General features: G+C 39.6%; 30 protein-coding genes. 17 read left to right on the forward strand and 13 right to left on the reverse strand.

The window, feature by feature from the left end; all coding sequences use genetic code 11:
* Window positions 1–199 precede the first annotated feature (199 nt).
* The 9 genes from PN497_RS09870 to PN497_RS09910 all read right to left on the reverse strand — a co-directional run bounded on the left by PN497_RS09870 (window position 200) and on the right by PN497_RS09910 (window position 10,003).
* Entirely contained in the window at window positions 200–1,591 is a 1,392-nt protein-coding gene (locus PN497_RS09870; RefSeq protein WP_096569299.1) for a UDP-glucose dehydrogenase family protein, read from the reverse strand.
* A 90-nt stretch (window positions 1,592–1,681) separates the two neighbouring features.
* Entirely contained in the window at window positions 1,682–2,617 is a 936-nt protein-coding gene (locus tag PN497_RS09875) for a UDP-glucuronic acid decarboxylase family protein (RefSeq protein ID WP_096569296.1), read from the reverse strand.
* 282 nt (window positions 2,618–2,899) lie between these two features.
* Entirely contained in the window at window positions 2,900–5,056 is a 2,157-nt protein-coding gene (locus tag PN497_RS09880) for a cation:proton antiporter domain-containing protein (protein WP_096572717.1), read from the reverse strand.
* Window positions 5,057–5,209: 153 nt separating this feature from the next.
* A complete protein-coding gene (locus PN497_RS09885) occupies window positions 5,210–5,863 on the reverse strand; it encodes an HAS-barrel domain-containing protein (RefSeq protein ID WP_096569294.1) in 654 nt (217 codons plus the stop codon).
* Window positions 5,864–5,984: 121 nt separating this feature from the next.
* Window positions 5,985–6,179, reverse strand: a complete 195-nt coding sequence (locus PN497_RS09890; protein WP_096569291.1) for an NAD(P)H dehydrogenase subunit NdhS — start codon at window positions 6,177–6,179, stop codon at window positions 5,985–5,987.
* Between the two features lie 134 nt (window positions 6,180–6,313).
* Entirely contained in the window at window positions 6,314–7,627 is a 1,314-nt protein-coding gene (gene rodA, locus PN497_RS09895) for a rod shape-determining protein RodA (protein WP_096569289.1), read from the reverse strand.
* 95 nt (window positions 7,628–7,722) lie between these two features.
* Window positions 7,723–8,793 (reverse strand): Mrp/NBP35 family ATP-binding protein, encoded by a 1,071-nt coding sequence (locus PN497_RS09900; RefSeq protein WP_096569286.1) that lies wholly within the window; start codon window positions 8,791–8,793, stop codon window positions 7,723–7,725.
* Window positions 8,794–8,965: 172 nt separating this feature from the next.
* Window positions 8,966–9,490: a polyketide cyclase / dehydrase and lipid transport gene (locus PN497_RS09905; protein ID WP_096569283.1), complete on the reverse strand. Its 525-nt coding sequence runs from the start codon at window positions 9,488–9,490 to the stop codon at window positions 8,966–8,968.
* Between the two features lie 219 nt (window positions 9,491–9,709).
* Window positions 9,710–10,003: a hypothetical protein gene (locus PN497_RS09910; protein ID WP_096569280.1), complete on the reverse strand. Its 294-nt coding sequence runs from the start codon at window positions 10,001–10,003 to the stop codon at window positions 9,710–9,712.
* A gap of 29 nt (window positions 10,004–10,032) precedes the next feature.
* Between PN497_RS09910 and hemF the strand changes: the two genes are divergently transcribed.
* The 3 genes from hemF (at window position 10,033) to psb29 (ending at window position 12,829) form a co-directional block, all read left to right on the forward strand.
* On the forward strand, window positions 10,033–11,079 hold the full coding sequence (gene hemF / locus PN497_RS09915) for an oxygen-dependent coproporphyrinogen oxidase (protein ID WP_096569278.1): 1,047 nt from the start codon (window positions 10,033–10,035) through the stop codon (window positions 11,077–11,079).
* Between the two features lie 535 nt (window positions 11,080–11,614).
* On the forward strand, window positions 11,615–11,989 hold the full coding sequence (locus PN497_RS09920; protein ID WP_096569275.1) for an STAS domain-containing protein: 375 nt from the start codon (window positions 11,615–11,617) through the stop codon (window positions 11,987–11,989).
* 135 nt (window positions 11,990–12,124) lie between these two features.
* Entirely contained in the window at window positions 12,125–12,829 is a 705-nt protein-coding gene (psb29, locus tag PN497_RS09925) for a photosystem II biogenesis protein Psp29 (RefSeq protein WP_096569272.1), read from the forward strand.
* Window positions 12,830–13,136: 307 nt separating this feature from the next.
* Here psb29 and PN497_RS09930 read toward each other — a convergent pair whose 3' ends face one another.
* From PN497_RS09930 to PN497_RS09945, 4 genes are all read right to left on the reverse strand, one after another.
* The gene (locus PN497_RS09930) at window positions 13,137–13,499 is read right to left on the reverse strand and encodes a phage holin family protein (RefSeq protein WP_096569269.1); all 363 of its coding nucleotides are present in this window, start codon (window positions 13,497–13,499) and stop codon (window positions 13,137–13,139) included.
* Window positions 13,500–13,888: 389 nt separating this feature from the next.
* Entirely contained in the window at window positions 13,889–14,551 is a 663-nt protein-coding gene (locus tag PN497_RS09935; protein ID WP_096569266.1) for an ExbD/TolR family protein, read from the reverse strand.
* Window positions 14,541–15,338 (reverse strand): MotA/TolQ/ExbB proton channel family protein, encoded by a 798-nt coding sequence (locus PN497_RS09940; RefSeq protein ID WP_096569263.1) that lies wholly within the window; start codon window positions 15,336–15,338, stop codon window positions 14,541–14,543. Before PN497_RS09940 ends, PN497_RS09935 begins: the two co-directional genes overlap by 11 nt.
* Window positions 15,326–16,009 (reverse strand): RNA-guided endonuclease InsQ/TnpB family protein, encoded by a 684-nt coding sequence (locus PN497_RS09945; protein WP_236104087.1) that lies wholly within the window; start codon window positions 16,007–16,009, stop codon window positions 15,326–15,328. The genes PN497_RS09940 and PN497_RS09945 overlap by 13 nt, the downstream gene beginning before the upstream one ends.
* Window positions 16,010–16,073: 64 nt before the next feature.
* On the opposite strand from PN497_RS09945, the gene tnpA reads away from it, so the two are divergent.
* From tnpA to PN497_RS10015, 14 genes are all read left to right on the forward strand, one after another.
* The gene (gene tnpA / locus PN497_RS09950) at window positions 16,074–16,502 is read left to right on the forward strand and encodes an IS200/IS605 family transposase (RefSeq protein WP_096569260.1); all 429 of its coding nucleotides are present in this window, start codon (window positions 16,074–16,076) and stop codon (window positions 16,500–16,502) included.
* Window positions 16,503–16,821: 319 nt separating this feature from the next.
* Window positions 16,822–17,136, forward strand: a complete 315-nt coding sequence (locus tag PN497_RS09955) for a YkvA family protein (protein ID WP_096569257.1) — start codon at window positions 16,822–16,824, stop codon at window positions 17,134–17,136.
* A 361-nt stretch (window positions 17,137–17,497) separates the two neighbouring features.
* Window positions 17,498–17,728 carry a type II toxin-antitoxin system MazE family antitoxin gene (gene mazE, locus PN497_RS09960; protein ID WP_096569254.1) on the forward strand — a complete coding sequence of 77 codons (231 nt, stop codon included), beginning with the start codon at window positions 17,498–17,500 and terminating at the stop codon, window positions 17,726–17,728.
* A complete protein-coding gene (locus PN497_RS09965) occupies window positions 17,715–17,858 on the forward strand; it encodes a type II toxin-antitoxin system PemK/MazF family toxin (protein ID WP_272110025.1) in 144 nt (47 codons plus the stop codon). The genes mazE and PN497_RS09965 overlap by 14 nt, the downstream gene beginning before the upstream one ends.
* A gap of 230 nt (window positions 17,859–18,088) precedes the next feature.
* Window positions 18,089–19,399: an urea ABC transporter substrate-binding protein gene (urtA, locus tag PN497_RS09970; RefSeq protein WP_096569252.1), complete on the forward strand. Its 1,311-nt coding sequence runs from the start codon at window positions 18,089–18,091 to the stop codon at window positions 19,397–19,399.
* A 56-nt stretch (window positions 19,400–19,455) separates the two neighbouring features.
* Window positions 19,456–20,610, forward strand: a complete 1,155-nt coding sequence (locus PN497_RS09975; RefSeq protein ID WP_096569249.1) for an ABC transporter permease subunit — start codon at window positions 19,456–19,458, stop codon at window positions 20,608–20,610.
* Between the two features lie 19 nt (window positions 20,611–20,629).
* Window positions 20,630–21,751, forward strand: coding sequence for an urea ABC transporter permease subunit UrtC (gene urtC, locus PN497_RS09980; protein WP_096572716.1), 1,122 nt, complete (start codon window positions 20,630–20,632; stop codon window positions 21,749–21,751).
* On the forward strand, window positions 21,726–22,472 hold the full coding sequence (urtD, locus tag PN497_RS09985; RefSeq protein WP_096569247.1) for an urea ABC transporter ATP-binding protein UrtD: 747 nt from the start codon (window positions 21,726–21,728) through the stop codon (window positions 22,470–22,472). Before urtC ends, urtD begins: the two co-directional genes overlap by 26 nt.
* Window positions 22,473–22,544: 72 nt before the next feature.
* Window positions 22,545–23,243 (forward strand): urea ABC transporter ATP-binding subunit UrtE, encoded by a 699-nt coding sequence (urtE, locus tag PN497_RS09990; RefSeq protein ID WP_096569244.1) that lies wholly within the window; start codon window positions 22,545–22,547, stop codon window positions 23,241–23,243.
* Window positions 23,244–23,355: 112 nt separating this feature from the next.
* Complete coding sequence (locus PN497_RS09995) at window positions 23,356–23,811, forward strand: DUF29 domain-containing protein (protein ID WP_096569241.1); 456 nt, start codon at window positions 23,356–23,358, stop codon at window positions 23,809–23,811.
* A gap of 182 nt (window positions 23,812–23,993) precedes the next feature.
* Window positions 23,994–24,194 (forward strand): type II toxin-antitoxin system HicB family antitoxin, encoded by a 201-nt coding sequence (locus PN497_RS10000; RefSeq protein ID WP_096569238.1) that lies wholly within the window; start codon window positions 23,994–23,996, stop codon window positions 24,192–24,194.
* Window positions 24,195–24,247: 53 nt separating this feature from the next.
* A complete protein-coding gene (locus tag PN497_RS10005; RefSeq protein WP_241993511.1) occupies window positions 24,248–24,400 on the forward strand; it encodes a type II toxin-antitoxin system HicA family toxin in 153 nt (50 codons plus the stop codon).
* A gap of 92 nt (window positions 24,401–24,492) precedes the next feature.
* Window positions 24,493–24,723, forward strand: coding sequence for a DUF433 domain-containing protein (locus tag PN497_RS10010; protein WP_096569235.1), 231 nt, complete (start codon window positions 24,493–24,495; stop codon window positions 24,721–24,723).
* Between the two features lie 88 nt (window positions 24,724–24,811).
* Window positions 24,812–25,051, forward strand: a complete 240-nt coding sequence (locus tag PN497_RS10015; protein ID WP_272110028.1) for a hypothetical protein — start codon at window positions 24,812–24,814, stop codon at window positions 25,049–25,051.
* Window positions 25,052–25,155: the final 104 nt, after the last annotated feature.

Raw genomic sequence — 25,155 nt, forward strand, 5'->3', positions numbered from 1 at the left:
ATTCGGACAATTAATTATCGGTTTTTACCTAAGACTATCATCCGAATGCTGATGCTTCCAGCACGCTTCGCGAACGCCCCTACATTGTTGACGCGAAACCTAAATCAAAATGTGGTTTATTTACCTGAAAATAGCTGTAATCTCCCCATCTCCCCAATCACCAATCACCAATCACCAATCACCAATCACCAATCACCGTTTATCTACCAACACCTACATATTGGAAACCAGCTCTTACCATCGTTTCCGGGTCCAAGAAGTTACGACCATCAATCATAACGGCGTGGTTCATTAATTTTGCCATTTTTGCATAGTCCAAAGTGCTGAACTGTTGCCATTCGGTAACGAGTACCAAAGCATCACAGCCATCAGCCAGTCTTTGGGCATCGGTTTCTACCAATACTCCTGAAAGACCATGACGCATACCTGTTTGGGAAATAATCGGGTCATAAGCTTTGACTTTAGCTCCCAGTCGATTGAGTTGCTCAATCAAGTTGAGTGCAGGAGCATCCCGTAAATCGTCTGTATCGGGTTTGAAGGTTAAACCGAGTAGTCCCACAGTTTTACCTTTGAGGATTTTTAAAGCTTGTTGTAATTTTTCCAAAGCAATCAAACGCTGACGTTCATTCACACTCACAGCAGCTTTGAGTAACTGGGCTTCATATCCATAATCATCAGCGGTGTGAATTAGTGCTGATACATCTTTGGGGAAGCAAGAACCACCCCAACCTATGCCCGCTTGCAAGAACTTGTTACCAATTCGGGAATCTAAACCAATACCTTTTGCTACTTGGGTAACATCAGCACCAACGCGATCGCAAATATTTGCCACTTCATTAATAAAACTAATCTTGGTTGCCAAAAAAGCATTGGCAGCATATTTAATCATCTCTGCTGAACTCAAGTCGGTCACCAGCACTGGTACAGGCGGTAAAGACTGATCAAAAGCAAACTTGCGTTCTACAATCGGGGCATAAAGTTCCTTCATCATGGCGATCGCCTGTTGACTGTTCCCCCCCAAAACAATCCGATCCGGGTTAAAGGTGTCGTAAACTGCTGAACCTTCCCGCAAAAACTCTGGATTACTCACAACATCAAAGTGAGCGGAAATTTCCGGTGGTTTTTCCTCAGCAGATGAACCACCTACCGCCACCAATGACTTCTGACGTTCAACAATACCATCTAAAACAATCATCCGTACCCAGTCACCAGAACCGATGGGTACTGTAGATTTATTCACAATTACCTTATAACCGCCATTGAGATTAGCTCCAATCCCACGCGCTACAGCTTCCACATAACGGGTATCACTTTCACCATTAGGTAATGGCGGAGTTCCCACAGCAATAAACAGAATTTCCCCGTGGGCAACTCCCCCAGCCATATCCGACGAAAATTGAATATTTCCACTATTAATAGCAGCTTGCATAATTTCCGAAAGTCCAGGCTCGAAAATTGGCGACTGCCCAGATTTCATTAACTTTAGTTTCTCTTCGTTGTTATCTATGCAGATGACATCATGACCAATATAAGCTAAACAAACTCCTGTGACTAAACCCACATAACCAGTCCCGATTACACAAACACGCATTTTTTAAACTCCTCGTTTTTTTATTATCAGTCATTGGTTATTAGTCATGAGTTGTTGGTTAACAAATGACTAATGAGAACTGATTATAGACTAATCATTAGTTTTGATACGTTGACGGAAATCTTCTACTGTTAGTTTTAACCCTTCTTGTAAAGGAATGGTAGGTTCCCAATTTAATAAAGTTTTTGCCTTGGTAATATCGGGACGACGACGACGAGGATCATCGGAAGGTAGGGGTTCAAACTTAATTTCTGCATCTGGGTTAACCATATTTTGTACTGTCTGTGCCAGTTCTAAAATAGTGTATTCATCAGGATTACCCAGATTTACAGGTCCGATGTAATCACCATTCATCAGCCTCATTAGACCTTCAACTAGATCAGATACATAGCAAAAGCTGCGAGTTTGTGAACCTTCACCATACACGGTTAAAGGAACTCCCTTTAATGCTTGCACAACCAAGTTACTGACTACCCGACCATCGTTTTCTAACATCCGTGGTCCATAGGTGTTAAATATTCTGGCTACACGAATATCAACTTTATTTTCTCGGTAGTAGTCAAATGTCAAAGTTTCCGCAATTCTTTTACCTTCGTCATAGCAGGAGCGGATACCAATAGGATTAACACTACCACGATAATCTTCGGTTTGGGGATGGATTTCTGGATCACCGTAAACTTCACTGGTGGAAGCTAATAAAAATCTCGCTTTCACCCTTTTAGCTAACCCCAACATATTCATGGTTCCCATCACATTAGTTTTGACGGTTTTAATGGAGTTGTACTGGTAATGCACAGGAGACGCAGGACAAGCCAAATGATAGACTTGATCCACTTCTAAGCGAATTGGCTCAGTAATATCATGACGGATCATCTCAAAATAAGGGTTATTGAACCATTTGAGGAGATTGCGTTTATTTCCCGTATAGAAGTTATCCAAACATATAACTTCATGTCCATCAGCCATTAGTCGGTCTATCAGATGAGAACCAATAAACCCAGCACCGCCAGTCACTAAAATTCTCATAGTTTCCCAATTATTTTCTAGATATTTCCAGGGGTATTATCCTTATTTTTAGATTACCCGGCTTCAGTATATTAATACATAGTTAAGGAAAATAACTCTCAGTAGATTAAGCAATTTTCCCACAGAGCCTGTACAAAATTATTATTGATCTTCTTTGATATTCTAAATGAATATGGAATTTTCTGTTATTTTTCATCAAATCTTCAACATGATCTAAAAAATGTCAAGTTTTTTTACAAGAAGTGTCGCCAGTGATGATGAATTAAATAATGAGAATTGTGGTTAGTATTTTTGTAAAACCGCTATTTTAGCGTGGTTAATATTTGACAAAGCAAGTGTATGATGGCGTTGTGGTTCTCCCAGAATGATCATGGAGCAGGTAAGTTGCCTAGCTAATTCGCTGGTAACATCACTCATAGCTAACCCTCCAGGGATAGTACGATTACGGATAAAAGGCAATACAACTAAATCATACAATCTTGCAGCCTGTAAAATAGCTTGAGCAGGATTTTCATGAGTGAAAATTTGAATTTCTGGTGGATTTGGTACAGCTAAATTAGATACCCATTGGGATAAATGCTCTCTTCTGGCAGAAATTTGACTAGCACTGGTGCGGCGATCGCAAACATTGAGAAGAGTAATCTGGCTTTGATTAGCATCTGCCAAGGTTTGAGCAAATTGTACAGGTGTAAGTGCTGGCGTGGTTAAATTTTCTATCGGCACTAAAATACGCTGAATTTTTTTTGGTGATTCTACCAGACGTGCCACAGCCACTGGACAATGGGAAGCCCAAAGCACATTATCAATGACATTCCCTAATAAACGCGCCCGCAAACCATTACGTTTACCCCAACCTATAATAATCAAATTCGCTTTTTGTTCACGAGCAGTCCTGCATATTCCAGGAGCGAAAGCATCATCAATTCTCAGTAATGGTTCTGCTGGTGCGCCTAATAACTGACTTTGTGCAATGGCTTTAGCCAATAACTTTTCACTGTGCTGCCAAGCGGTATCTAACTGGGGTGCATCCATTTGAGATGTAGCATGAGCGATCGCTAATGGTAAAACTTTACCCTGGGATTGACAGGCTAATAAGGCCGCCATTTCCATCAAATACTTTTGCGTTTGGGGATTTTGGATAGGTACGATGATAGTAAAATTACCCTGAGATGATTGTGATTGCTGCTGAGACAAAGTAATTGGTGATACTTCTTCCACCGATGAACAGGTCAAATTCACAGCACACCCAGCAGCCATGAGACTTGTCAGCCAAGGTCCCAAAGTCGCTGTAATCAGCACCAAGATAATGGCAGTGTTTAATACCTCTCCTGACAGTACACCAGACCTGTATCCCCCTACAGCCACCGCTAATGTTGTACCTCCCAAGGGAAGAGATAGTGACCAAATAGTTAGTGTTTCCTGCCAACTATAGCGGTAAACCAACCTTGCCAACACAGATGCCATAAATTTGCCGACAATCAAACCCACTAAAATTAATAGTAATAACTTGATTGTGCTGTACCCAGCAAAGAAGCTAGGTAAATCAATCCTTAAACCTAAGTCAATAAAGAAAATAGGAATAAATAAAACACTGCCGATAAATATTAATTTTTCTTTAACTGGTCCTTCGCCTATAGCTTCATTAACGGCTAAACCTGCCAGGAAAAAGCCCACAATTTTGTTTAAACCCATCAGTTGTGCAATGACAACTGCCAGAAATACAGACATCAACACACACAAAAACTTGTTACCCTCCTCATCCCCAGAACGGCGGAAAAATTCTTGGCTCGCCCAATCAAAACCGACTAACACTATCATGAAGTATATTATTACCCAGCCTAATATAGTTATTAGTTGAGAAAATTTGGATAACCCACCATGAAAGCTGGTGATAGCAACAGTTAAGATTAGCAGTGTGCCGATATCTTTAAAAATTGTGGCTCCCATTGTCATAGTCACAGCCTGATTATTTGTCAATCCCAAACGATTGATAATTGGATATGCCAAAAGAGAGTGAGAAGACAGGAAGCAGCCTATTAGTATAGAACTATGCCAACTAAAGTCCAAAAATCGTCCTCCTAATGTTCCTAGCATCAGGGGTAAAAGGAAACTAAAAGCACCAAATATTAAGGAACGACTTTGCTGTTGACGGAAAAGTGGGATATTAAATTCCAATCCGGTGATAAACATCAAGTAAACTAACCCAATGTCTGATAGCAAGGCCATCATTGGCAATTCAGGTTCAAATAAGCGCCAACCTGATGGACCTAGTACCACTCCAGAGCCAACCAAACCTACTAATGCTGGCAATCTTAGTCGCTCAAAGAGGATAGGTATAACAAAAATAACTAACAGTAAAATAGCCAAGGGAACAATAGGTTCTGGTCCTAGAACTTGAAAGGTTGGATCTAACGTCAGAACTTGTGACACAAGTGGCATCATAAAAAACATTTATCAGTTATCAGTTGTCAGTTATCAGCTATTAGGAGTTCAAAAATTTCCAGGACTCAGGAGTTATACACTGAATACTGAATGTTGAATGTTAAATGTTGAAGTTTTGTCGCTCCCTGCTCGCTACCTATTCCCTATTCCCTATGGGTGAATTTGGCTCAAAATAAAGCGTAGTCGATCATAATCGTCTTTTAGCAGTACACTGAGATGGCGACCAGCTTTAATCAGCCATTCTCTGTCAGCTTTGCGTAATTGGTAAACTTCACGAATAGCAGATGCAGCTAAAGATTCTACTGGCGCACCATTAATCAAAAGTAACGTCCTTAAAAAATCTAATTTTTCTGTGAACCTGACGATCGCTTCTGGTTGACACCGATAAACCGCTTGATGTATTTGGGGCGGACGTGGTGGGAGATACTGATACACTCCTTGGTTACTGAGATTTTGTGACTGCTGCTCAAATCCAACAATTGCCGCCCGAAATTCTGTTCTGAGCATAGCAAATATCTGGGGTTGTTCTTCTCGCAAAGTTTGCAAAGACAAACCCAACGCCCTAGCCCGGTGTACAGAATCTATGGGCATAGTTGTGGCATGATATACCACAGCATAGATTTGATTCCCAGATTCTTCATCTACAGCACAAACCCAACTACCAAAAGGTGGCATAACTGGAAAACTCAAGTCTTCTGGTTCTAGACATTGCGCCAAAAATTCGGTAGTTGTGGTTTCGATCACCTCCGCAATGTGGTGAGGATGGCGATCGCCTGTCGCAAACTGTGGTAAGGGTAGACGCATGACAATCAGTTATCAGTTAACAGTTATCAGTTATCATCTGTCTTTTATCAACTGTGGACAAATGACAACTGACAAATGACAACTGACTAATGATGACTAATGATGACTAATGACGAAAGAATTATTTTCCTTTTTTCTTGGCAGTAGTTTCTACGAGTTCTAATTCTGGCAAGCGGAAGGTAATAATTTTGTCCCAGTTACCACCTTCAAACAGTACAGCTACTTTACCATCACTTACTCGTTGCACAAGTCCTTCATACCGATAGTATGTATCTGCGGGATTTTTGACGCGAACAGTGGCTCCAGGCAGAATCATGTTTTTACCCTCAATTTGTTCTCTTTTATTAGCTTAATATTAGTTGATGGTGATTGGTAATTGGTAATTGGTAATTGGTAATTGGTGATTGGGAAAATCAAATTGATTACCCAGTCCCCAGTCCCCAGTCCCATTTAATAATATTTTTGCCCTTGCCGGAAATTAGCCACAGATTCCACAATTCCCAAGGCAATAAAGTTTGCCAGAATGGCAGAACGTCCATAGCTCATCCAAGGTAGGGTAATACCGGCAACAGGAACTAAACCAATGGTCATACCTACATTAATAATTAACTGAAACACAATCATTAACAAAACACCAATAGCTAACAAAGAACCAAAATTATCTTTGGCGGTTTGAGCTACGTGTAATAGTCGGTAACAAATTAAGCAGAAAGCGAAAAGTAAAATTAAACAACCCACGAAACCAAATTCTTCACCCACAGCAGAGAAAATAAAGTCAGTATGCTGTTCAGGGACAAAATTTAGTTGTGTCATTGGGCCTTTGAACAAACCCCATCCCCAGATTTCCCCAGAACCAATGGCTATTCGAGATTGAATTAGGTGATAACCAGCACCAAGGGGGTCAAGTTCAGGATTAATAAATACAGTCAGTCTATCTTTTTGATACTCTTTTAATAGATGATTCCAGGCAAAAACACCTAGTCCACCACCGAGCATATTGAGACATAATGTACCAATACCACTAAGTCCAAATTTACGCCAAGGTAAAGTTTGCCAACCCACAATTCCCATAGCTCCTGCCCAGGCTAAACCCAAAGGAGTAAGAGAAATATTTTCAAAGAGAACTATTGAGTTGGACAAAGGCCAAGGTATGCTGAATAAAATTGCTGAGAATACAGGCGAAACCAGCAAAATTAACCAACCAGGATTAGCATTTGCCCAATAGAGCATTCCTAAAACTATTGACCCAAAAACCAGTGATGTATCCAAATCTGGCTGTACAAATACTAATCCCCAAGGAACAGCAGCGATCGCCAGGGAACGCAAAACACTATCAAATGTAGGATCTGTACGTTTATGTAGCAAAGCAGCCAAGCTAATAATTAGACCAACTTTAGCAAATTCTGATGGTTGCACATGAAACCCACCAATACTAATCCATCGCTGTGCGCCTTTGGCACTTGTACCAACCACCATCACCAAAATCAGACTAAAGTTAGTCAGAGCATAAGTGATCCAATGCCACTGCATTAAGTTTTCGTAGCGACAACGAGCCAAAAACAGAGCAATGATTGATCCAATACCAGTCATCAGCCAATGCCACCACCAGTCAGTTACTGGCTTATTCAGTTCTGTACTGAGGATCATAAGTCCACCAAACATACTGACAGCAATAGCTAGGCAAAATAATAGCCAATCTACCTGCTGCCAAGGCTTAATCCAATATTGCCAGCGGACTTTAGGGAGCGAACGTTTTAACAACATTGTGCGAAGAGCGACTTGAGTTTTAAATGGGGACTGGGGACTGGGGACTGGGGACTGGGAAGAAAAAAACTCTATCCTGCCTCCTGCCTTCTTGCTTATGTCAGAGCAGCAACTGATACTTTACCTGCGATAGCTAGAGCGATCGCTTTTAAAGCTTTAGCAGAAGCTGAATCTGGATCAGAAACCACTATGGGTATACCACTATCTCCACCAACTCTGGTAGAAATTTCCAAAGGAACACAGCCCAAAAGTGGTACATCTAATTCGGCAGCAGTTTTTGAACCTCCACCAGAACCAAAAATGTCATATTGTTTATCTGGTTGATCGGGAGGAATAAAATAACTCATATTCTCCACAATCCCTAATACTGGTACATTCATTTGCTGGAACATCCGCAAACCCTTGCGAGAATCCAGTAATGCGACATTTTGAGGTGTAGTCACAATTACTGCTCCTGCCATTGGTACTGCTTGGGTTAAAGTTAACTGAGCATCTCCAGTTCCCGGAGGCATATCGACAATTAAATAATCAATTTCTCCCCATTGCACCTGATACAAAAATTGACGAATTACGCCATTGAGCATTGGACCACGCCAAATAACTGGTTGATCGCGGTCAATCAAAAAGCCCATTGATACTAATTTGACTCCATGATTAAATGCAGGTTCGAGAATTTCCCCAGTTTCTGTAGAGCGCACAGTAATTTCTGCATCAGCCAAACCTAACATCGTCGGGTCATTCGGTCCGTAAATATCAGCATCTAGCAAACCAACTTTCGCCCCTGTTTGTGCCAAAGCAACTGCCACATTTACGGCAACTGTGCTTTTACCAACACCACCTTTACCGCTAGAAACCGCAATAATATTTTTCACCCCAGCCACACCAGTGCGATCCGGTAGGCTTTTTTGTTGGGGTGTTTCTGCTGTTACTTCTACGCTGATATCTGTTACACCAGGCAGTTTTTGCACAGCTTTTTTACAATCTTCGACAATAAATTCTCGCAAAGGACAGGCGGGAGTAGTCAACACCAAAGTAAAGCTAACCTTGCCACCGTCAATTTTGACGTTGCGAATCATATTCAGTTCTACCAGACTTTTGCGAAGTTCTGGATCTTCCACTGGTCGCAACACTTCTAGGACTGACTGGGAATTGAGGACATCATACATAGCGTTTGTACCGTTGCCGCCTTAATAAAGCTTAAAAAATTTTCATGTTCTCCTACTTGAATCTTAACTTTCTTGGGGCATTAGTGATTGGTGACTGGTGATTGGTGATTGAAAATATAAATAATTTCTCCCTGCTCCCTGCTCCCCTGCTTCTTCCCCAGTCCCCAGTCACTTAAAAATCAAAACAACTGTCATCGAGAGATTTTTTCTTGCCGGAAACTGCTTGCAGTGCTGCTTTTTCTACAGATTCTACTAAAGACCGTGCTACTCGATCTACATAGGGACGGGACAAAGACCAAATTAGAGGTGATAACCAGCCACGTAGTGTTACAGAATAAGACAAATAACTGCCACAAACCGTTGACTCTACTTGGTATGTGATCCGTTCCTCAATCCCAGGAATTGCCAAAACGCGGATACTTAACATCTGTTTAGGATTTACCCGTTCTACAAAAATCTGGATGGGAACTGGCCAAAAGCGTGTTACCGCTAGGAAAATTAATCCGGGTTTGGGTACTAATCCTAATGGTACGTTAGTGCTTTTGAGGAGTGGATGCCAGGAAACATCTGTTAAGTCAGCCACCTTTAACCAAAGTTCATCTACAGAAGCAGAACTGATCTCTCGATAAGTCCGCACCAGAGAAGCACAAAATCGACGACGTTTGCGGTGGATGAATTTGGATAACCAACCTTGCACTGTCCTAATCCTCCTGGCTACAATCTGTCTGGTGACTCTGGCATCTGGGAAAATTTGAGTCAAGCTATCTACTCACTACAGATACCATACAGAAAATCGGCTGCTTTGTGGACTAATTCTCTAGGTTCTGGTGTTCATAACAGAAATATCTCCATAATTATTGCAAAGAAACTTAATAAATCTACAAGCCTATACGCATTTGATGGAAAATAGCTTTAGTCAATCAATTTTGGATTTTAGATTTGCGTTAGCGAAGCGTACGCAGCGCAGCGAGTATTTTAGATTGACTGCGCCGACAAGGGGACGCAGTTTGGAGATTTGAGATTGAGGGCGGGGCTGGAAGTAAAAAATCATCCAAAATCCAAAATCCAAAATCCAAAATCTAAAATTGGCATGGTCAAGATAATCTATTGGTTTTGACCACTCATCAGAAAAAGCAGTTTTGGCAAATTGCGCCAGGTTTTTGGCTCTAATTGTCCAGAAATTTTTAAAATGGAAATTTGTAGCTTGCACAAAAATTGTAATTTTAGGTTCGGGAATCTATGTTGACAAACTCGCAAACCCCCACTCTTACGACAGAATCATCTAAGTTTCTGCCAGCACCTGACGCTCAGTCCAGAGTTAGTCAGTTTATGAAACAGTTACAGGACGAAATCACCAACGAGTTAGAAGCACTGGATGGTGTTGGTAAGTTTATGGAAGACAGTTGGGAACGTCCAGAAGGGGGTGGTGGGCGATCGCGTGTCTTGCGTGATGGCGCTATTTTTGAACAAGCTGGTGTAAATTTTTCTGAAGTTTGGGGTTCCCATCTCCCCCCGTCAATTTTAGCCCAGCGCCCAGAAGCAACAGGACACGGATTCTATGCTACTGGTACTTCTTTGGTGTTACACCCTCGTAATCCTTATGTACCTACAGTTCATTTAAATTACCGTTATTTTGAAGCAGGTCCAGTTTGGTGGTTTGGTGGTGGTGCGGATTTAACACCTTATTACCCCTTTGCTGAAGATGCGGCTCATTTCCATCAAACTTTGAAACAAGCTTGCGATCAACATCACCCAGAATATTACCCTGTGTTTAAACGCTGGTGTGACGAATATTTCTATCTCAAACATCGAGGGGAAACTAGAGGTGTTGGCGGTCTGTTTTTAGATTACCAAGATGGTCAAGGTGCTATTTATCGCGGACCTGATCCCAAAGGAGAAGCCGCAAATTATAGTAATCAGGTGGGAGCATTACCTCCACGCACTTGGGAACAGTTATTTTCTTTGGTGCAAGATTGTGGTAGAGCTTTTTTACCAGCTTACGTGCCAATTGTCAAGAAAAGAAATGGCATGGAATATGGCGATCGCCAACGGAATTTCCAGCTATACCGTCGGGGAAGATATGTAGAATTTAACTTGGTTTATGACCGAGGCACAATTTTTGGTCTGCAAACCAATGGACGCACAGAATCAATTCTCATGTCTTTACCACCTCTAGTTCGTTGGGAATATGGCTACCAACCAGAACCCAATTCTCCCGAAGCTGAACTTTATGAAACTTTTCTGAAACCACAAGATTGGATAAACTGGAAACTAAATCAACAGTAACAAGTGTTGGTAACACAGTAAAATTCCACACATTTATCTAGATCCAGGAGACAGGACTGGGGCTGGTCGATGAACAATCAAGGGTTTGGGCTGGTTTGAGGAAATAGGATGAAAGAAGATATTTGTGATCTGGTTTTAGTAAAGGATATTTAGGCAAATAGTCGCTTTTGTCTGAGAAAGATACACTTTTATCTCTAGAGAACTCTGCTTTCCATTCACCAAGAAACCGAAAATTCCCCAAACCCAGCCTCAATAGATTAATGGGAAATTTAGTGAATCCAGATACTTACCACTGTTGCAGTTAGTTAAACTACTACAATATAGGCATTGAGTCAAAATTCTCAGTTTGTAGTTATAGCCGGCTCATGTTCAAGATCAAACAGAGAGAATCCTGTAATATTTGATTTAATTAGCTGATTGAGGATTCTGGAAAATATACGGTTGATGGTGAAATTTAAACAATCACCAATTTATGAAGTCTATATAAAAAAGTGAAAAAGTAGTTTATTTTCAGGACAATATCACGGAGACAACAGTGAATATAGACCAAAAAACCTATACAAACCTAGACGGGAATACTGTAATTGTCTTGAAACCAACTGATCATCGTTTAGACATCACTACTGCTTGGCAATTTCGCCTGAAGTTACAAGAGTGTATTTCTAAACTCAGTCGTCATGTAGTTGTCAATCTGGAGCAGGTAAATTTTATTGATAGTTCTGGTCTTACTTCCTTAGTGGCGGGAATGCGTGATGCTGATAAAGCGAAGGGTAGTTTCCTGATCTGCAATATCCATCCAGAGGCCAAACTTGTCTTTGAGGTGACAATGATGGATACAGTCTTTGAAATTTTTGAAACTGAAGCAGAAGCTTTGGAAAGATTATTCCTCAACTTGGTCAAGAACGAATAGGAGTCAGGAGTCAGGAGTCAGAAGGGGAAAAAGAGAATTTTTGCGAAACTAGCTGTTAACCTCATATCTTGCATAACTTGGCAAAGTAGCCTTTAAACGAGAAAATAAAAATACGTCGCCCTTAACATTTTCTTTGTGAATAACGTCCGTACCGTCTCTGATACAAAGCGAACTTTCTATAATCTTCATACCCGTCCCATCAACACTATTTACCGTCGGGTAGTGGAAGAGTTGATGGTGGAAATGCATCTGCTGTCAGTAAATGTTGATTTTAGCTACAATCCAATTTATGCCTTGGGGGTTGTCACCACTTTTGACCGCTTCATGCAAGGCTATCAACCGGAACAGGACTTAGCATCTATTTTTAAAGCCATGATTCAGGCTGTAGAGCAAGATCCCCAACGGTATCGACAAGATGCAGCTAGATTGCAAGCTGTAGCACATAGTTTGCCAGTTAAGGATTTAATTGCTTGGTTGAGCCAAACCACTCAATTCTATCAAGATGTCGATTTGCAAGCACAACTACAAGCTATTGCTCAAAATCCTCATTTTAAATACAGCCGCTTGTTTGCCATTGGTTTATTTTCATTATTGGAATTGGCAGATGCTGAATTTGTCAAAGATGACCAGCAACGTAATGAGGGGCTAAAAGCGATCGCTCTAGGTTTACACCTATCTGAAGATAAAATTACCAAGGATTTAGAGCTATATCGTTCTAATCTCGATAAGATGGCACAAGCACTGATAGTAATGGCAGATATGCTGGCTGCAGATCGGAAAAAACGCGATCAACGTCAGCAAAAATCCACTGCTCCGGTAGCTCCTCCCAGTAACGAATAATCTGTAATTCGTGATTCGTAATTCGTAATTAAAAGTTGCAGAGCATCAAATTAAATTATTGATTATTTATGCCAAGCAACCTAATTGACAACGAGAAAAATGTACAAAGCTGTCAATTCTAATTACAAGTAAGAATTCAGAACTTAGGGGTCAGGAGTCAGAATATCAGAATATTTGATAAATTTGTTAATTATCAAATAGTGATTTTTCTGTAAGCATTAAAAATCTGACTACTGAAAGCCAATAGCTGAATGCTGACAATTAAGAATTACGAATTACGAATTACGAATTACGAATCATGAACTATTTACACACCCAGTAATTTGTAAATTATATTGTTAATAATGGTGAGTGCAAAAGCCCCTAAAACAGCACTCCAAATCCCATAACGTAAGCGAAAACCTTCTACTAACCAAGCAGCAATACTAAAACAAACAACAGCAATCATGAATGTAAAGATACCAGATAATAAGTCAAAAGTGGCTAAATTTGGTATCGTAAATACAACGCCTAAAATGGGTCTAACTAATGCGGTAATAATACCAAGAACTGCTGCGGAAAAAACCGCTTTCTGTGGAGAATCAATTTCCACACCCACAGGCAACTTACTAATAATCCACAAACTGATAGACGTGACTATCCAAACAATTAACAGAGTCGTAATATTCATTGCCGCAACCCTTGAAACGTAAATGGTGATTGGCGATCAAGTCAGAGAATGTTTTAAAAGCTTCCCTATCGGCGAATATAATTCGCTACTACACAAACCAAATCCACCACGGTGAGTTTTGCCTATGTAGCCGCGATTTCTAATCGCCCACTGAGTGCTGATAGCGGAATTTACGCGATAAAATACTTGGTCTATTGATGGGAAAATCTTTGTAGCTTAACCAATTATTTATAAATTAGCAGAGGTTTTTTCTCTACAGTGATTTATTTTAAATATCTTTAGGTTTATCTAATATTTCTTGATATTGCTAAAAATAAAATTCCCCCTAGCCCATATTATGCAACCGGGTTTGAGGGAATTTAGACTGAGAAAATCTGATTAAAATTGTGTCACCTTTGTGGTGCAGAATCGCTATTTTGCGGTACAGGTACTTGGGGTGTGGTGTTGTTGGGAACTATGGGCGAAATTCCCGGATTAATCCCTTGCGCTGGTGCTGGAAATGGATTGGGTGCAGAGGGTAGAGAAGGGTTAAAATTATTTTGGGGGTCAGTTCCCGGTATTGGTACAGTATTAGGTATTGGTACAACCGGGGTAGTAGAAAAGTTTGGTGAATTAGTCAGTGGTTGAGATGCTCCAGGAATAATTCCCAAAGAAACACGATTACCTCCCACTTGTCGGAGCAAATCTAATGTTTGAATCACATCATTATAAGTTGCTGTACGAGAGGCATTCAGCAACAAAATACCATTAGGATTTGTTTGGATATACTGCTTTAATCGTGCTTGCAACTCTTCCCGTCTCACAGCTTCTTTTTCAATGTAAATTTGACCAACAGCATCAATAGTTACAGGTAAAATGTCACTTCGTAGCTGTGAACTAGCAGAGGAAGTAGTACCTGTGCTGGCTTTGGGTAAATCCACATTAATTGCCTGTTGTCTGGTAAATTGCAAAGCTGCTAACAAAAAGAAAGTCAGGATACAAAAAACAACATCAATTAAAGGAATGATTTGAATTTGAACTTCTTCGATGGGAGTATGTAAGTTAACTTTCATTTTCTAGCTCTGGTGGGGAGTCAGGAAAGGGATTTTGGTCTGTTTTATCTGTTGTATCTGAAGCTGGTTCTGGGGTTGGAGTAGAATTATTTTTGCGTCGCTTACGGGGTGAAGTAAAACGTTCCTGTGTGGGTTCCCGTACTATTCCTAATGTACTTTTGTTGGGATCTGGTGGAGACTGACGGTAAAGCAACTCTAAATCATTGCCAGCTTTATTAAAAACTTTAACTTGGTTAACAACAAAACCTTGAAACAGGCGATAAAATACCAAAGTGACGATCGCAACTATTAACCCAGCGGCCGTACTAATCAAAGATTCGCCAATCCCTGTAGTTACGCCAGCTGTAGATTCAGTACCCAAGTCACCTATTCTAATTGCTCGCAAGGACTGAATCAAACCTAAAACCGTACCCAATAATCCTAACAGTGGGGAGAGAGCAATCACAGATTCCAAGAGTTTTTCTCCTCTCCGCATCCCTGCTACTTCTTCTGCTGCTGTGGACTCTAACGCTAGTCGGAAGGTTTCCGCATCACTTTTTTGTAAGCGTAGGGGTGCATAGAGAAAACGTCCTATGGGCTGATCAATGGCTTTTTGGGCGATTTCCGTAGCTATTTCCCAATTATCGGTAGCAGCATCTAAAACGCGCTCTACAATTTCTTTTTCCTGGGTCAAGATCCGCAACCAGAACCAAAGACGCTCAAAAATCACACTCAAAGATAGGACTGACAGCACCAGCAAAGGCCACATCGCTGGACCGCCCTTGTTAAACAAATCTAAAATATCCACTTTGTAGGTTTCCTCTCTCCATTACTATTCTGTTTACTCAAAAATCTCGGTGCTTCAATTAGTCCATCTTTGTCACCATTAGTCCAAGCAATTGTATCTGTACAACCTAAATCAATTGCTATTGTCCCGGTATTGGTTTGACGACTATTTTTGAGTATTTCATCATCAACTTCTAATGCGATAGAGGCATACCATTTACCCTTGCGGTAAACAATATCACAGGTTTTAGGATTTCCCCATAACCTAGCTTTACCACGCATTTGAATTTGACCTATTTTAGCTAATTCCAAATAACCGTTATCGCCAATTGAGTGTACTTTCCATCCTGTACCAGATGGATATGTCCAACCAGAATAATGTCTAATTGATCTTAGTTTGGGGTATTTTGCTAAACCCACCAAAAATCTGTTGAATGCAAAGTCAACTCTTTTTAGTGTTGCTTGTAATGCTTGGGAATTGATATGTTTATATTCTGTCCACTGCTCCTTGAACTCTGGTAGACAATTTTGTTGATCTAGATATTTAACCGATTTACCAAACTTTTGATATTCGGTTTTGCGGTGATAAACAGCAACATTATACAGATCCTTGTGGAGTCTGCGGTGGTAGAGCAATGTTTCATTTATTTTCTGGGTTGGATATAGTCTAAATGTTGCTCTACGCAATGCCACTATTTATCACCTCTTTGGTTTTGATGTATTGTTAATTATAGTCACTCTATAATCGGTTGTCAATATGGAAACTACCCTAAACAGGGCTTCTCATGCTGTTTACAACATTCAGTTACATATAGTGCTAGTAACCAAATATCATAAGGATGTTATCAATCAAGCAATATTAGGTAAGCTACAAGAAGTTCTTGACCGTGTATGCTCTAAGCGAAAGAGTAAATTACTCGAATTTAGTGGAGAAGAAAATCATGTTCATCTATTGGTAGACTTACACCCAGACAACAATATTTCTCAATTTGTTAGTTCGCTAAAATCTGCATCTAGCAGAATTATTAGAAGCGAATTTCAGGAATATCTAAAACAGTTTTATTGGAAAAAAGAAGATCCTAGTTTTTGGACAGATGCTTATTGCGTTATATCTGTTGGCGGTGCTTCCCTGGAAACCGTCAAGCAATATGTCCAAAACCAAAAACAACCAAATAGGGCTTGCTGAATAAATGTGAAAATATTACAAGTAAAGGGTCTTAGCCTGCTGGAAGTTAAAAAAGTGCAAGACTTTACGAGGTGGGAACTCAAAAACCTTGCATTTAATTTCTACACAAAGGAAAAATCGCTCCCATCGAACTCTTGAAACTGTTCCCTGTTAAGAGTTCCCTGTCTCCACGACAAGACTTTTTCAGCAAACCCTAAGTAGTTAACAAAGCATGACTATTACCCATCTTCTATACTCCAAAGGGCGGTTATTCCTACCGGGAGTTTAGAAGATAATTTGCCAAAATAGAAGTTAATTGCAGGTACTAGAGGTTAAAAATATGAGCTTCTCTATTCAATCGCTTTACACTTGGTATCGCAATGTACTGCGTAACCCTAAATATCGTTGGTGGGTAATTATCGGTACAATAGCTTATCTTGTTAGTCCTATTGATATTGCTCCTGATTTTATCCCTGTTGTTGGTCAAATTGATGACCTGGTTTTGTTAACATTGCTGGTTTCAGAAGTTTCTGGATTGGTAATTGACGGTTGGAAAGCTCGTAAAGGTGATGTGGAATCTAGCGTCAATGAGTCTACATCTACAGATAATACTGTAGATAATACGGTTGATGTTGATGCTGTTTCTGTAAAGTAGTTTTAGGGAAAAAATACGTAAGCATTCAGCTATCAGTAATCAGTAATCAGCTTTTACCTAGGGGTTGATGATATTTATTAAGCGATTAACTGGGAAATGTTTTGTAGTTAATCGCTTTTTTTATCATGGAAATTCCTATTGCTGGATAATTTATATTCACTTCTTTAACTTCGTAAAATCCTTTTTTATCTCACGCAAAGACGCAAATTAAAAGCGATACCTGTATCTTCGACACGCTAACGTACATCTTCCCCCCAATATCCGTTTTTACACGAACCGCACAGACACAGAGAATACAGAGTATTTACAAATTGTCAAAAAAGTGGTATGATTGATAGGTAAGATTAATGAGTCATACAGAATGATGAAAGTCACAATTACTTTAGAAGAAGACATTTTGCAATTTATTGATCAACAAGCAAAAGGTAATCGTAGTGCCTATATTAATGCAATATTGGCAGAACAAAGACGTAAAATTTTAGCAGCAGAAATAATTGCGGCACTGCAAGAAGATGCAAAAGATTTAGAATATCAAAATGAGATTTCTGCTTGGGATAATGTAGCTGGAGATGGTATTAATGCCAGAGGGTAATTTAACTTATAAACGGGGTGAAATTCGCTGGGTAAATCTTGATCCAACCGTGGGAGCAGAAGCACAAAAAATCCGTGCTTGTTTAATAGTTCAAAAAGACTATGACACATCAACCTATGATATTAACTAATAATCTTTATGCAGAAGATTATAATTTATGTATTAGACATCTCCGAAAATTATATAAGCATAACCTGAAACCCATTCGTAGGGACAATTCATGAATTGTCCCTACATCTTTTTCGGAGAAGTCTATTGAAAAAACCGCTTCTTTATTAAAATTTTGTATATTAGATAACTTTTTCATGGTATAGTGTCGAACTATCATCAAATCTGATAGTGTAACAAAATAACCAAAATATGGGTAAACAATTTAACCGAAGGAAGTTTTTACTTTATAGTTCTGCAACTATCGGTACTAGCCTTTTACTCAAGGCTTGCGGCAATGACTCACCCAATGCTACTGATACTGTTACTAATGGCAGTAGTGATACCGCTACAGATAGCAGTAGTACCATCAAAGTAGGTATTTTACACTCCCTGAGCGGGACAATGGCCATCAGTGAAAGAAGCGTTGTTGATGCTGAAAGATTAGCAATTAAAGAAATTAATGCTGCGGGGGGTGTCTTAGGTAAACAAATTGAAGCGATTACTGAAGATGGCGCTTCTAACTGGGATACCTTTAGAGAAAAAGCTACCAAACTAATTGATCAAGATCAAACTGTTGTCATTTTTGGTTGTTGGACCTCTGCTAGTCGCAAGAATGTTAAGCCGGTATTTGAGAGTAAAGACCATATGCTCTGGTACCCGGTACAGTATGAAGGTCAAGAATGTTCTAAAAACATTTTCTATACTGGTGCGGCTCCCAATCAACAAATTGAACCATCTGTTGATTGGATGTTAAAAAATAAAGGCAAAGAATTCTTTTTAGTAGGTTCTGACTACGTATTTCCCCGGACTGCCAACACCATTATTAAAGCTCAATTGGAAGCTTTAGGTGGAAAAACTGTTGGTGAAGATTATTTACCACTTGGTAACGTAGAAGTTACACCTATCATCTCTAAAATTAGGCAAGCTTTACCCAATGGTGGCGTAATTTATAACACCCTCAATGGTGACAGCAATGTGGCATTTTTCAAACAATTAAAAGGGGCTGGATTAACAGCAGATAAATATCCCTCTATGTCTGTAAGTATTGCAGAAGAGGAAGTTAAAGCCATTGGTGTTGAATATCTCCAAGGTCACTATGCAGCTTGGAATTACTTTCAAACAGTAGACACACCTGCAAATAAAAAGTTTGTAGCAGCTTTTAAAAAAGAGTATGGTGCAGACCGGGTAATTAACGACCCCATGGAAGCAGCATACATCGCCGTTTATTTATGGAAACAAGCAGTAGAAAAAGCTGGAACAACTGACTTAAATAAAGTTCGCGCTGCGGCCTATGGTCAAACTTTAGATGCACCAGAAGGTAAAGTGACCATGAACGCCAATCATCACTTGTCGAAAATTGTCCGCATTGGTCAAGTGAGACAAGATGGTTTATTCGATATTGTCTATGCTACCCCCGCACCAGTAGAGCCAATTCCTTGGAATCAATTTGTTCCAGAAACTAAAGGATTTGGCTGTGATTGGTCAGACCCAGCTAAAGGTGGTAAGTACAAGCAAGTTTAAGTTAATGGTCAATAGTCAATGACCATTGACTATTGATATTTTTTGAGGATAAATAAGTGTTAATAGGTTTTTTGGAAGCTTTATTTAATGGTATTAGTATTGGAGCAGTATTATTAATTGCTGCTTTGGGACTAGCCATTATATTTGGTTTGATGGGCGTGATTAATATGGCCCATGGTGAATTGATGATGTTGGGAGCTTATACGACTTTTGTGGTACAAAATGGCTGCAAACAGTTGGGGGGAGTGTGGTTTGATTCTTATATATTTTTGGCTTTGATGATTGCTTTTCTATTCACTGCTCTTGTGGGGTTAGTGTTAGAACGGGGGGTGATTCGTTATCTGTATGGACGACCTTTAGAAACTCTCCTAGCTACTTGGGGGGTGAGTTTAATTTTTCAACAGTTTGTTCGCAGTGTGAATTGGTTATTAGTAGTTGGCATCTTCCTATTTTGTGTGTTGTTTTTTGGAGGTTTACGGGTTTTAAATGCTCGGAGTAATGGGGGGAAAGTTAGTAAATGGTTTGTAGGATTGTTGTTGTTACTATCTCTGGGTATAACAATAACAATGGGAAACTTATTGAGTGAACAACAGGTGTTTACTCAACCTTGGTTTGGCGCTCAAAATGTAGATGTGACTGCTCCTGGTTGGTTGCAAGGGGGAATGTCTGTAGGTGGTCTCCAATTACCTTATGCTCGCTTGTTTATTATGGCTTTGACAATAATTTGTGTAGGAGGAATTTATCTATTTTTACAGCGTTCTAACTGGGGATTAAGGATTCGTGCTGTCACCCAAAATCGCAGTATGAGTGCTTGTTTGGGTATCCCTACTCAAAAGGTGGATGCTATCACCTTCGCTCTGGGTTCGGGGTTGGCTGGTGTAGCTGGTTGTGCTATTAGTTTACTCGGTTCTGTAGGACCCAACACCGGACAAAATTATATTATTGATACCTTTATGGTAGTAGTAGTCGGTGGTGTGGGGAATTTAGCAGGAACTATTATGGCGGCTTTGGGAATTGGTACGGCTAATTTCTTAATTGGTTCTGGGACTCTAGCCTTGGTATTATCTCCTCTTCAACCTTTAGCCGATTTGTTGAATTTCTTTGCAACCACAAGTATGGCTAAGGTGTTAGTGTTTGCACTGATTATCGCGTTTTTACAGTGGAAGCCTGGGGGAATTTTTCCCCAGAAAGGTCGTACTGTTGATGTTTAAACCACAAAGGACGCAGAGCATGAGTCAGAAGGGAGGAAGGTTAATTTTAATTGAGATTGGGGCGGTGGTAGCGATCGCACTGATCCTGATTTTAATTATACCAGCAATGCTGTCGGGGTTTCGGTTGAATCTACTGGGGCGGTTTTTGTCCCTGGCTATTGTGGCTTTGGGTCTGGATTTAATCTGGGGTTATACCGGGTTGCTGAGTTTGGGACATGGGATTTTCTTTGGTTTGGGGGGATATGCGATCGCCATGTACCTAAAACTCCAAGTCCCCTCAGGGGAATTACCTGATTTTATGGGGTTGTATGGAGTGAAAGAACTTCCTTGGTTTTGGTATCCTTTCTATTCTTTTCCCGTCGCTACCGTGGCGGTGGTGTTCATTCCTGGCTTACTAGCGGGATTATTAGGATACTTAGTATTTCGTAATCGCCTCAAGGGGGTTTATTTTTCCATATTAACCCAAGCCGCAGTGATTATATTTTTCAACTTCTTTAATGGTCAACAACAACTGTTTAACGGTACTAACGGACTCACAGGTTTTAGAACCTTATTTGGGGTCAATGTCAGTGACTCCCAAACCCAATTCATTTTCTATACCCTGACGGTACTTGTTCTCGCCCTCACCTATGGTATTTGTCGCTGGTTGACAAGTGGACGCTTTGGGCGATTATTAATCGCTATTCGAGATGATGAAAGTCGGGTGCGATTTTCTGGCTATAACCCCACAGAATTTAAAGTTTTAGTGTTTGCGGTATCCGGTGCGATCGCTGGTATAGCAGGAGCATTTTATACACTTCAAAGTGGATCTGTATCACCTCGAACCATGGATATTGGTTTTTCTATTGAAATGGTGATTTGGGTGGCGGTGGGGGGACGCGCTACCTTAACCGGGGCGATAGTCGGTACTTTATTAGTCAATTATGCCCGTACTTTTTTAAGTGAACAATTTGCCGAAATTTGGCTATTTTTTCAAGGCGCACTATTTTTAATAGTCGTCACAGTCTTACCTGACGGTCTCATGGGATGGTTAAAAAAGCAAGAGATTTCTTTTTTCCATCGCCCCCGCCCAATCCCCACATATCCCACCTTAGAAGCAGACCCAGAAGTGCAACATGAACGCGAAAATCTTGGAAACTGAAAACGTCACCGTCAGTTTTGATGGTTTTAAAGCTATCAATCAACTCAACTTTAGTATGGATGCGGGAGAGTTGCGGGTAGTAATTGGTCCCAACGGTGCGGGAAAAACCACCTTTCTGGATGTAATTACCGGGAAAGTACAACCAACAGTTGGGAGAGTTTTATTCAAAGGTAAAAATCTCCGTTCTTTACCTGAACATGAAATCGCCCGCTTAGGAATTGGGCGAAAATTCCAAACACCGCGAATTTACCTCAACTTAACCCCCCGTGAAAACCTAGAAATTACTATTAACCGCCACAAAAATGTATTTTCCACCCTATTTAATCCCCCTCATGCTACGGAAAACAATAGTATTAAAGGCTTATTAGAAACAGTTGGTTTAACCCCTAAAGCAGACATTCCCGCCGGTTTACTTTCCCACGGAGAAAAGCAACGTTTAGAAATTGGGATGTTAGTAGCACAGTCCCCCGACTTATTACTAGTTGATGAACCAGTTGCAGGGTTAACGGACGAAGAAACCTATAATATCGGACAACTACTATTAACACTCGCCCAAAGCCATTCAATTCTAGTCATTGAACACGATATGGAATTTGTCCGCCAAATTGCCAAGACGGTAACAGTATTACATGAAGGTTCCGTACTATGTCAGGGGAGTTTTGAACAAGTCCAAAATGACCCTCGTGTGATCGAAGTATATCTAGGAGAACAGCCAGAATAAAACTGCTGTTTTTTAACCCCGATGGTCTGGAGTTTAGATAAATCATAACCGCTATTGAGAATCAAAAAACTGATGCTAAAAATTTCTCAACTTAACGTTTACTACGGTGAAAGCCATATTTTACGCAACGTAGATTTAAGCGTACCACCAGGGCAAATGATCTGTTTAATTGGACGTAATGGTGTAGGTAAAACCACTCTACTTAAAACAATTATGGGGTTACTCTCACCCCGCAGTGGTACAATTAACTTAAATGGAGAATTAATTAACTCCAAATCTCCAGACCAAAGGGCAAAAATGGGAATTGGTTATGTTCCTCAAGGACGAGAGATCATCCCCCGGTTAACAGTCAGAGAAAATTTACTTCTAGGGTTAGAAGCTAGACAGAAACAATCAAGAAAAGCAGAAATTTCTGAAGAAGTTTTTAGCTTATTTCCGGTGTTGAAAACTATGTTATCCCGGATGGGTGGTGACTTGAGCGGTGGACAACAACAACAGTTAGCGATCGCCCGTGCTTTGATGGGAGAACCACAGTTACTCGTCTTAGATGAACCCACAGAAGGAATACAACCCTCAATCATCCTGGAAATTGAAGCCGCAGTACGTCGCATCGTAGAAACCAAAGGGATTTCTGTGTTATTAGTAGAACAACACTTACACTTTGTCCGTCAGGCTGATTACTATTACGCCATGCAAAAAGGTGGTATTGTCGCCTCTGGTTTCACCACAGAACTGAGTCAGGATGTGATTCAAAAGTTTTTAGCTGTTTAATTTGTTTAATTTGATTGAGTATTTTACCGTAAAGTCAAATCCTCACTACTAACCCACATTCCGCACTTCGTTTTGTAATAGAAAAAAAACTACAGGAATTAAGGAGAAAACTATGACACATCCATCTATGATATTAACTAATAATTTTTATGCAGAAGATTATAATTTATGGATTGAAAAAACCGCTTCTTTATTAAAGAATAAGCAGTTTTCAGAATTAGAATTAGAAAATTTAATTGAAGAAATTGAAAGTATGGGAAGAAGTGAAAAAAATGCTTTAAAAAGTAATTTACGAGTTTTAATTATGCACTTGCTTAAATACAAGTTTCAACCTCAAAACAGGTCAAATAGTTGGTTGTATACAATCTATGAACATCGTCAAAGATTACAAGATGCGTTTTTAGATAGTCCTAGTTTAAAAGGCTATTATTTAGAAGTTTTGGATAATTGTTATCACCACGCTCGTAAAGAAGCAGCGATTGAAACTGGACTTCCTTTATCTATTTTTCCTGAAGATAATCCTTTTTCCTCTGATGAAATTTTAGATGCTGATTTTTTTCCAGTTTAATCATAATTTCTGTTGTTAAACGATACCTACGGTAAGCTATGCGATCGCACTTCGTCAACCTCCAAAACAGCGAACCGACCAGTCAGCACTTGCGTGATCGCTAAGTTGGATTTACTTGGATTTACTGAGAAATTTTTTATAATTTCTGATATGATATTTATATTTATTCCAACAAATTGTCCATGAAAATAAAAGCAATTATTTGGGAAGAGGATGGTGTATGGTGTGGTTCTGTACCAGCTTTACCAGGATGTCATACCTGGGGTGAAAGTTATGAACATTTATTAGAAATGTTAAAAGATGCTGTTCAAGGTTGGTTAGAAGTTGCTAGTCAGCAAGAAGAAGTTGAACCAGAAAAACAGTTAATTGAGTTATCTTTATGAAATCCGTTTCTGGTAAATCTCTGCGTAAGATTGTTTAACGCTATGGATGGAGTTTGAAAAGGATTACAGGTAGTCATCATATCTATGTTAAGGAAGGTATGAGTGTGATTCTTTCTATCCCTGTTCATGGTAATCGTGATTTACCTACTGGTACACTCAGAAGTATTTTGAAAGATGCTGGTTTGACTGAGGAAGATTTAGATTAATTTTGTTGATCGCACCTCCTCAAGTTCCCAAACATTCTTTTTTATAGATAAATTTATGCTACTATCAAAGATAGTGAAGAACAAATATTTTTATGTTAAATTTAGACAGAATTACATTTGATAGACAAATTATGGCAGGACAAGCTTGTATTCGAGGAATGAGAATACCTGTTTCTTTAGTGGTAAATTTAGTAGCTAATGGTAAACCGATAGAGGAAATTTTAGAAGAATATCCTGATTTAGAAGCTGAAGATATTCGTCAATCTTTACTTTATGCAGCTTGGTTAACTCAAGAAAAAGGTTATTCTATTAGAACTGCGTAGTAATCATATTTTTATTAAGAATTAAAATGAATTTTACTAAGTTCTTGATATACTGATAATATACCAAAATAATAAAATCTAGGATTTTATGATTAACAATCACCAATCCATTACAGATAAATCATCAACGAAACCCCGCAATGATTTATTACTAGAAATTGAACATACTCCAGAAGAATACATACCAGAATTACTACAAATTGTCCGGTTATTTCGTCAAAGTGTGACGATGAAACAGACATCTTTAAAGAACTGGGAAAATGCTATTAATGCACAAGTGTTGAATCCTGCAATAAAACTTTACAATCTTGGCGTTTTACCCAGGTAAAACCTATTGTCTATTGAGAATAGAGTCATTAATTGCTCAAATTTGGTATCACTGATACCAATGCACAAATTGGACAATATCCTCAAAATCTTAACATTCAACAC

This window comes from Sphaerospermopsis kisseleviana CS-549 (genome assembly GCF_028329225.1).
Classification (GTDB): Bacteria; Cyanobacteriota; Cyanobacteriia; order Cyanobacteriales; family Nostocaceae; genus Sphaerospermopsis; species Sphaerospermopsis kisseleviana.

Coding starts and splice junctions, on each gene's coding strand:
- PN497_RS09870 (WP_096569299.1), bottom strand. CDS start 1,591: ATGCGTGTTTGTGTAATCGGGACTGGTTATGTGGGTTTAGTCACAGGA.
- urtC (WP_096572716.1), top strand. CDS start 20,630: ATGAGTCAGAAGGGAGGAAGGTTAATTTTAATTGAGATTGGGGCGGTG.
- PN497_RS09880 (WP_096572717.1), bottom strand. CDS start 5,056: ATGCCACTTGTGTCACAAGTTCTGACGTTAGATCCAACCTTTCAAGTT.
- rodA (WP_096569289.1), bottom strand. CDS start 7,627: ATGTTGTTAAAACGTTCGCTCCCTAAAGTCCGCTGGCAATATTGGATT.
- PN497_RS10000 (WP_096569238.1), top strand. CDS start 23,994: ATGAAAATAAAAGCAATTATTTGGGAAGAGGATGGTGTATGGTGTGGT.
- PN497_RS09955 (WP_096569257.1), top strand. CDS start 16,822: ATGAGCTTCTCTATTCAATCGCTTTACACTTGGTATCGCAATGTACTG.
- PN497_RS09885 (WP_096569294.1), bottom strand. CDS start 5,863: ATGCGTCTACCCTTACCACAGTTTGCGACAGGCGATCGCCATCCTCAC.
- PN497_RS09875 (WP_096569296.1), bottom strand. CDS start 2,617: ATGAGAATTTTAGTGACTGGCGGTGCTGGGTTTATTGGTTCTCATCTG.
- PN497_RS09930 (WP_096569269.1), bottom strand. CDS start 13,499: ATGAATATTACGACTCTGTTAATTGTTTGGATAGTCACGTCTATCAGT.
- urtE (WP_096569244.1), top strand. CDS start 22,545: ATGCTAAAAATTTCTCAACTTAACGTTTACTACGGTGAAAGCCATATT.
- urtD (WP_096569247.1), top strand. CDS start 21,726: ATGAACGCGAAAATCTTGGAAACTGAAAACGTCACCGTCAGTTTTGAT.
- PN497_RS10015 (WP_272110028.1), top strand. CDS start 24,812: ATGATTAACAATCACCAATCCATTACAGATAAATCATCAACGAAACCC.
- PN497_RS09965 (WP_272110025.1), top strand. CDS start 17,715: ATGCCAGAGGGTAATTTAACTTATAAACGGGGTGAAATTCGCTGGGTA.
- PN497_RS09890 (WP_096569291.1), bottom strand. CDS start 6,179: ATGATTCTGCCTGGAGCCACTGTTCGCGTCAAAAATCCCGCAGATACA.
- PN497_RS09900 (WP_096569286.1), bottom strand. CDS start 8,793: ATGTATGATGTCCTCAATTCCCAGTCAGTCCTAGAAGTGTTGCGACCA.
- tnpA (WP_096569260.1), top strand. CDS start 16,074: ATGGAAACTACCCTAAACAGGGCTTCTCATGCTGTTTACAACATTCAG.
- PN497_RS09935 (WP_096569266.1), bottom strand. CDS start 14,551: ATGAAAGTTAACTTACATACTCCCATCGAAGAAGTTCAAATTCAAATC.
- hemF (WP_096569278.1), top strand. CDS start 10,033: ATGTTGACAAACTCGCAAACCCCCACTCTTACGACAGAATCATCTAAG.
- PN497_RS09995 (WP_096569241.1), top strand. CDS start 23,356: ATGACACATCCATCTATGATATTAACTAATAATTTTTATGCAGAAGAT.
- PN497_RS10010 (WP_096569235.1), top strand. CDS start 24,493: ATGTTAAATTTAGACAGAATTACATTTGATAGACAAATTATGGCAGGA.
- urtA (WP_096569252.1), top strand. CDS start 18,089: ATGGGTAAACAATTTAACCGAAGGAAGTTTTTACTTTATAGTTCTGCA.
- mazE (WP_096569254.1), top strand. CDS start 17,498: ATGATGAAAGTCACAATTACTTTAGAAGAAGACATTTTGCAATTTATT.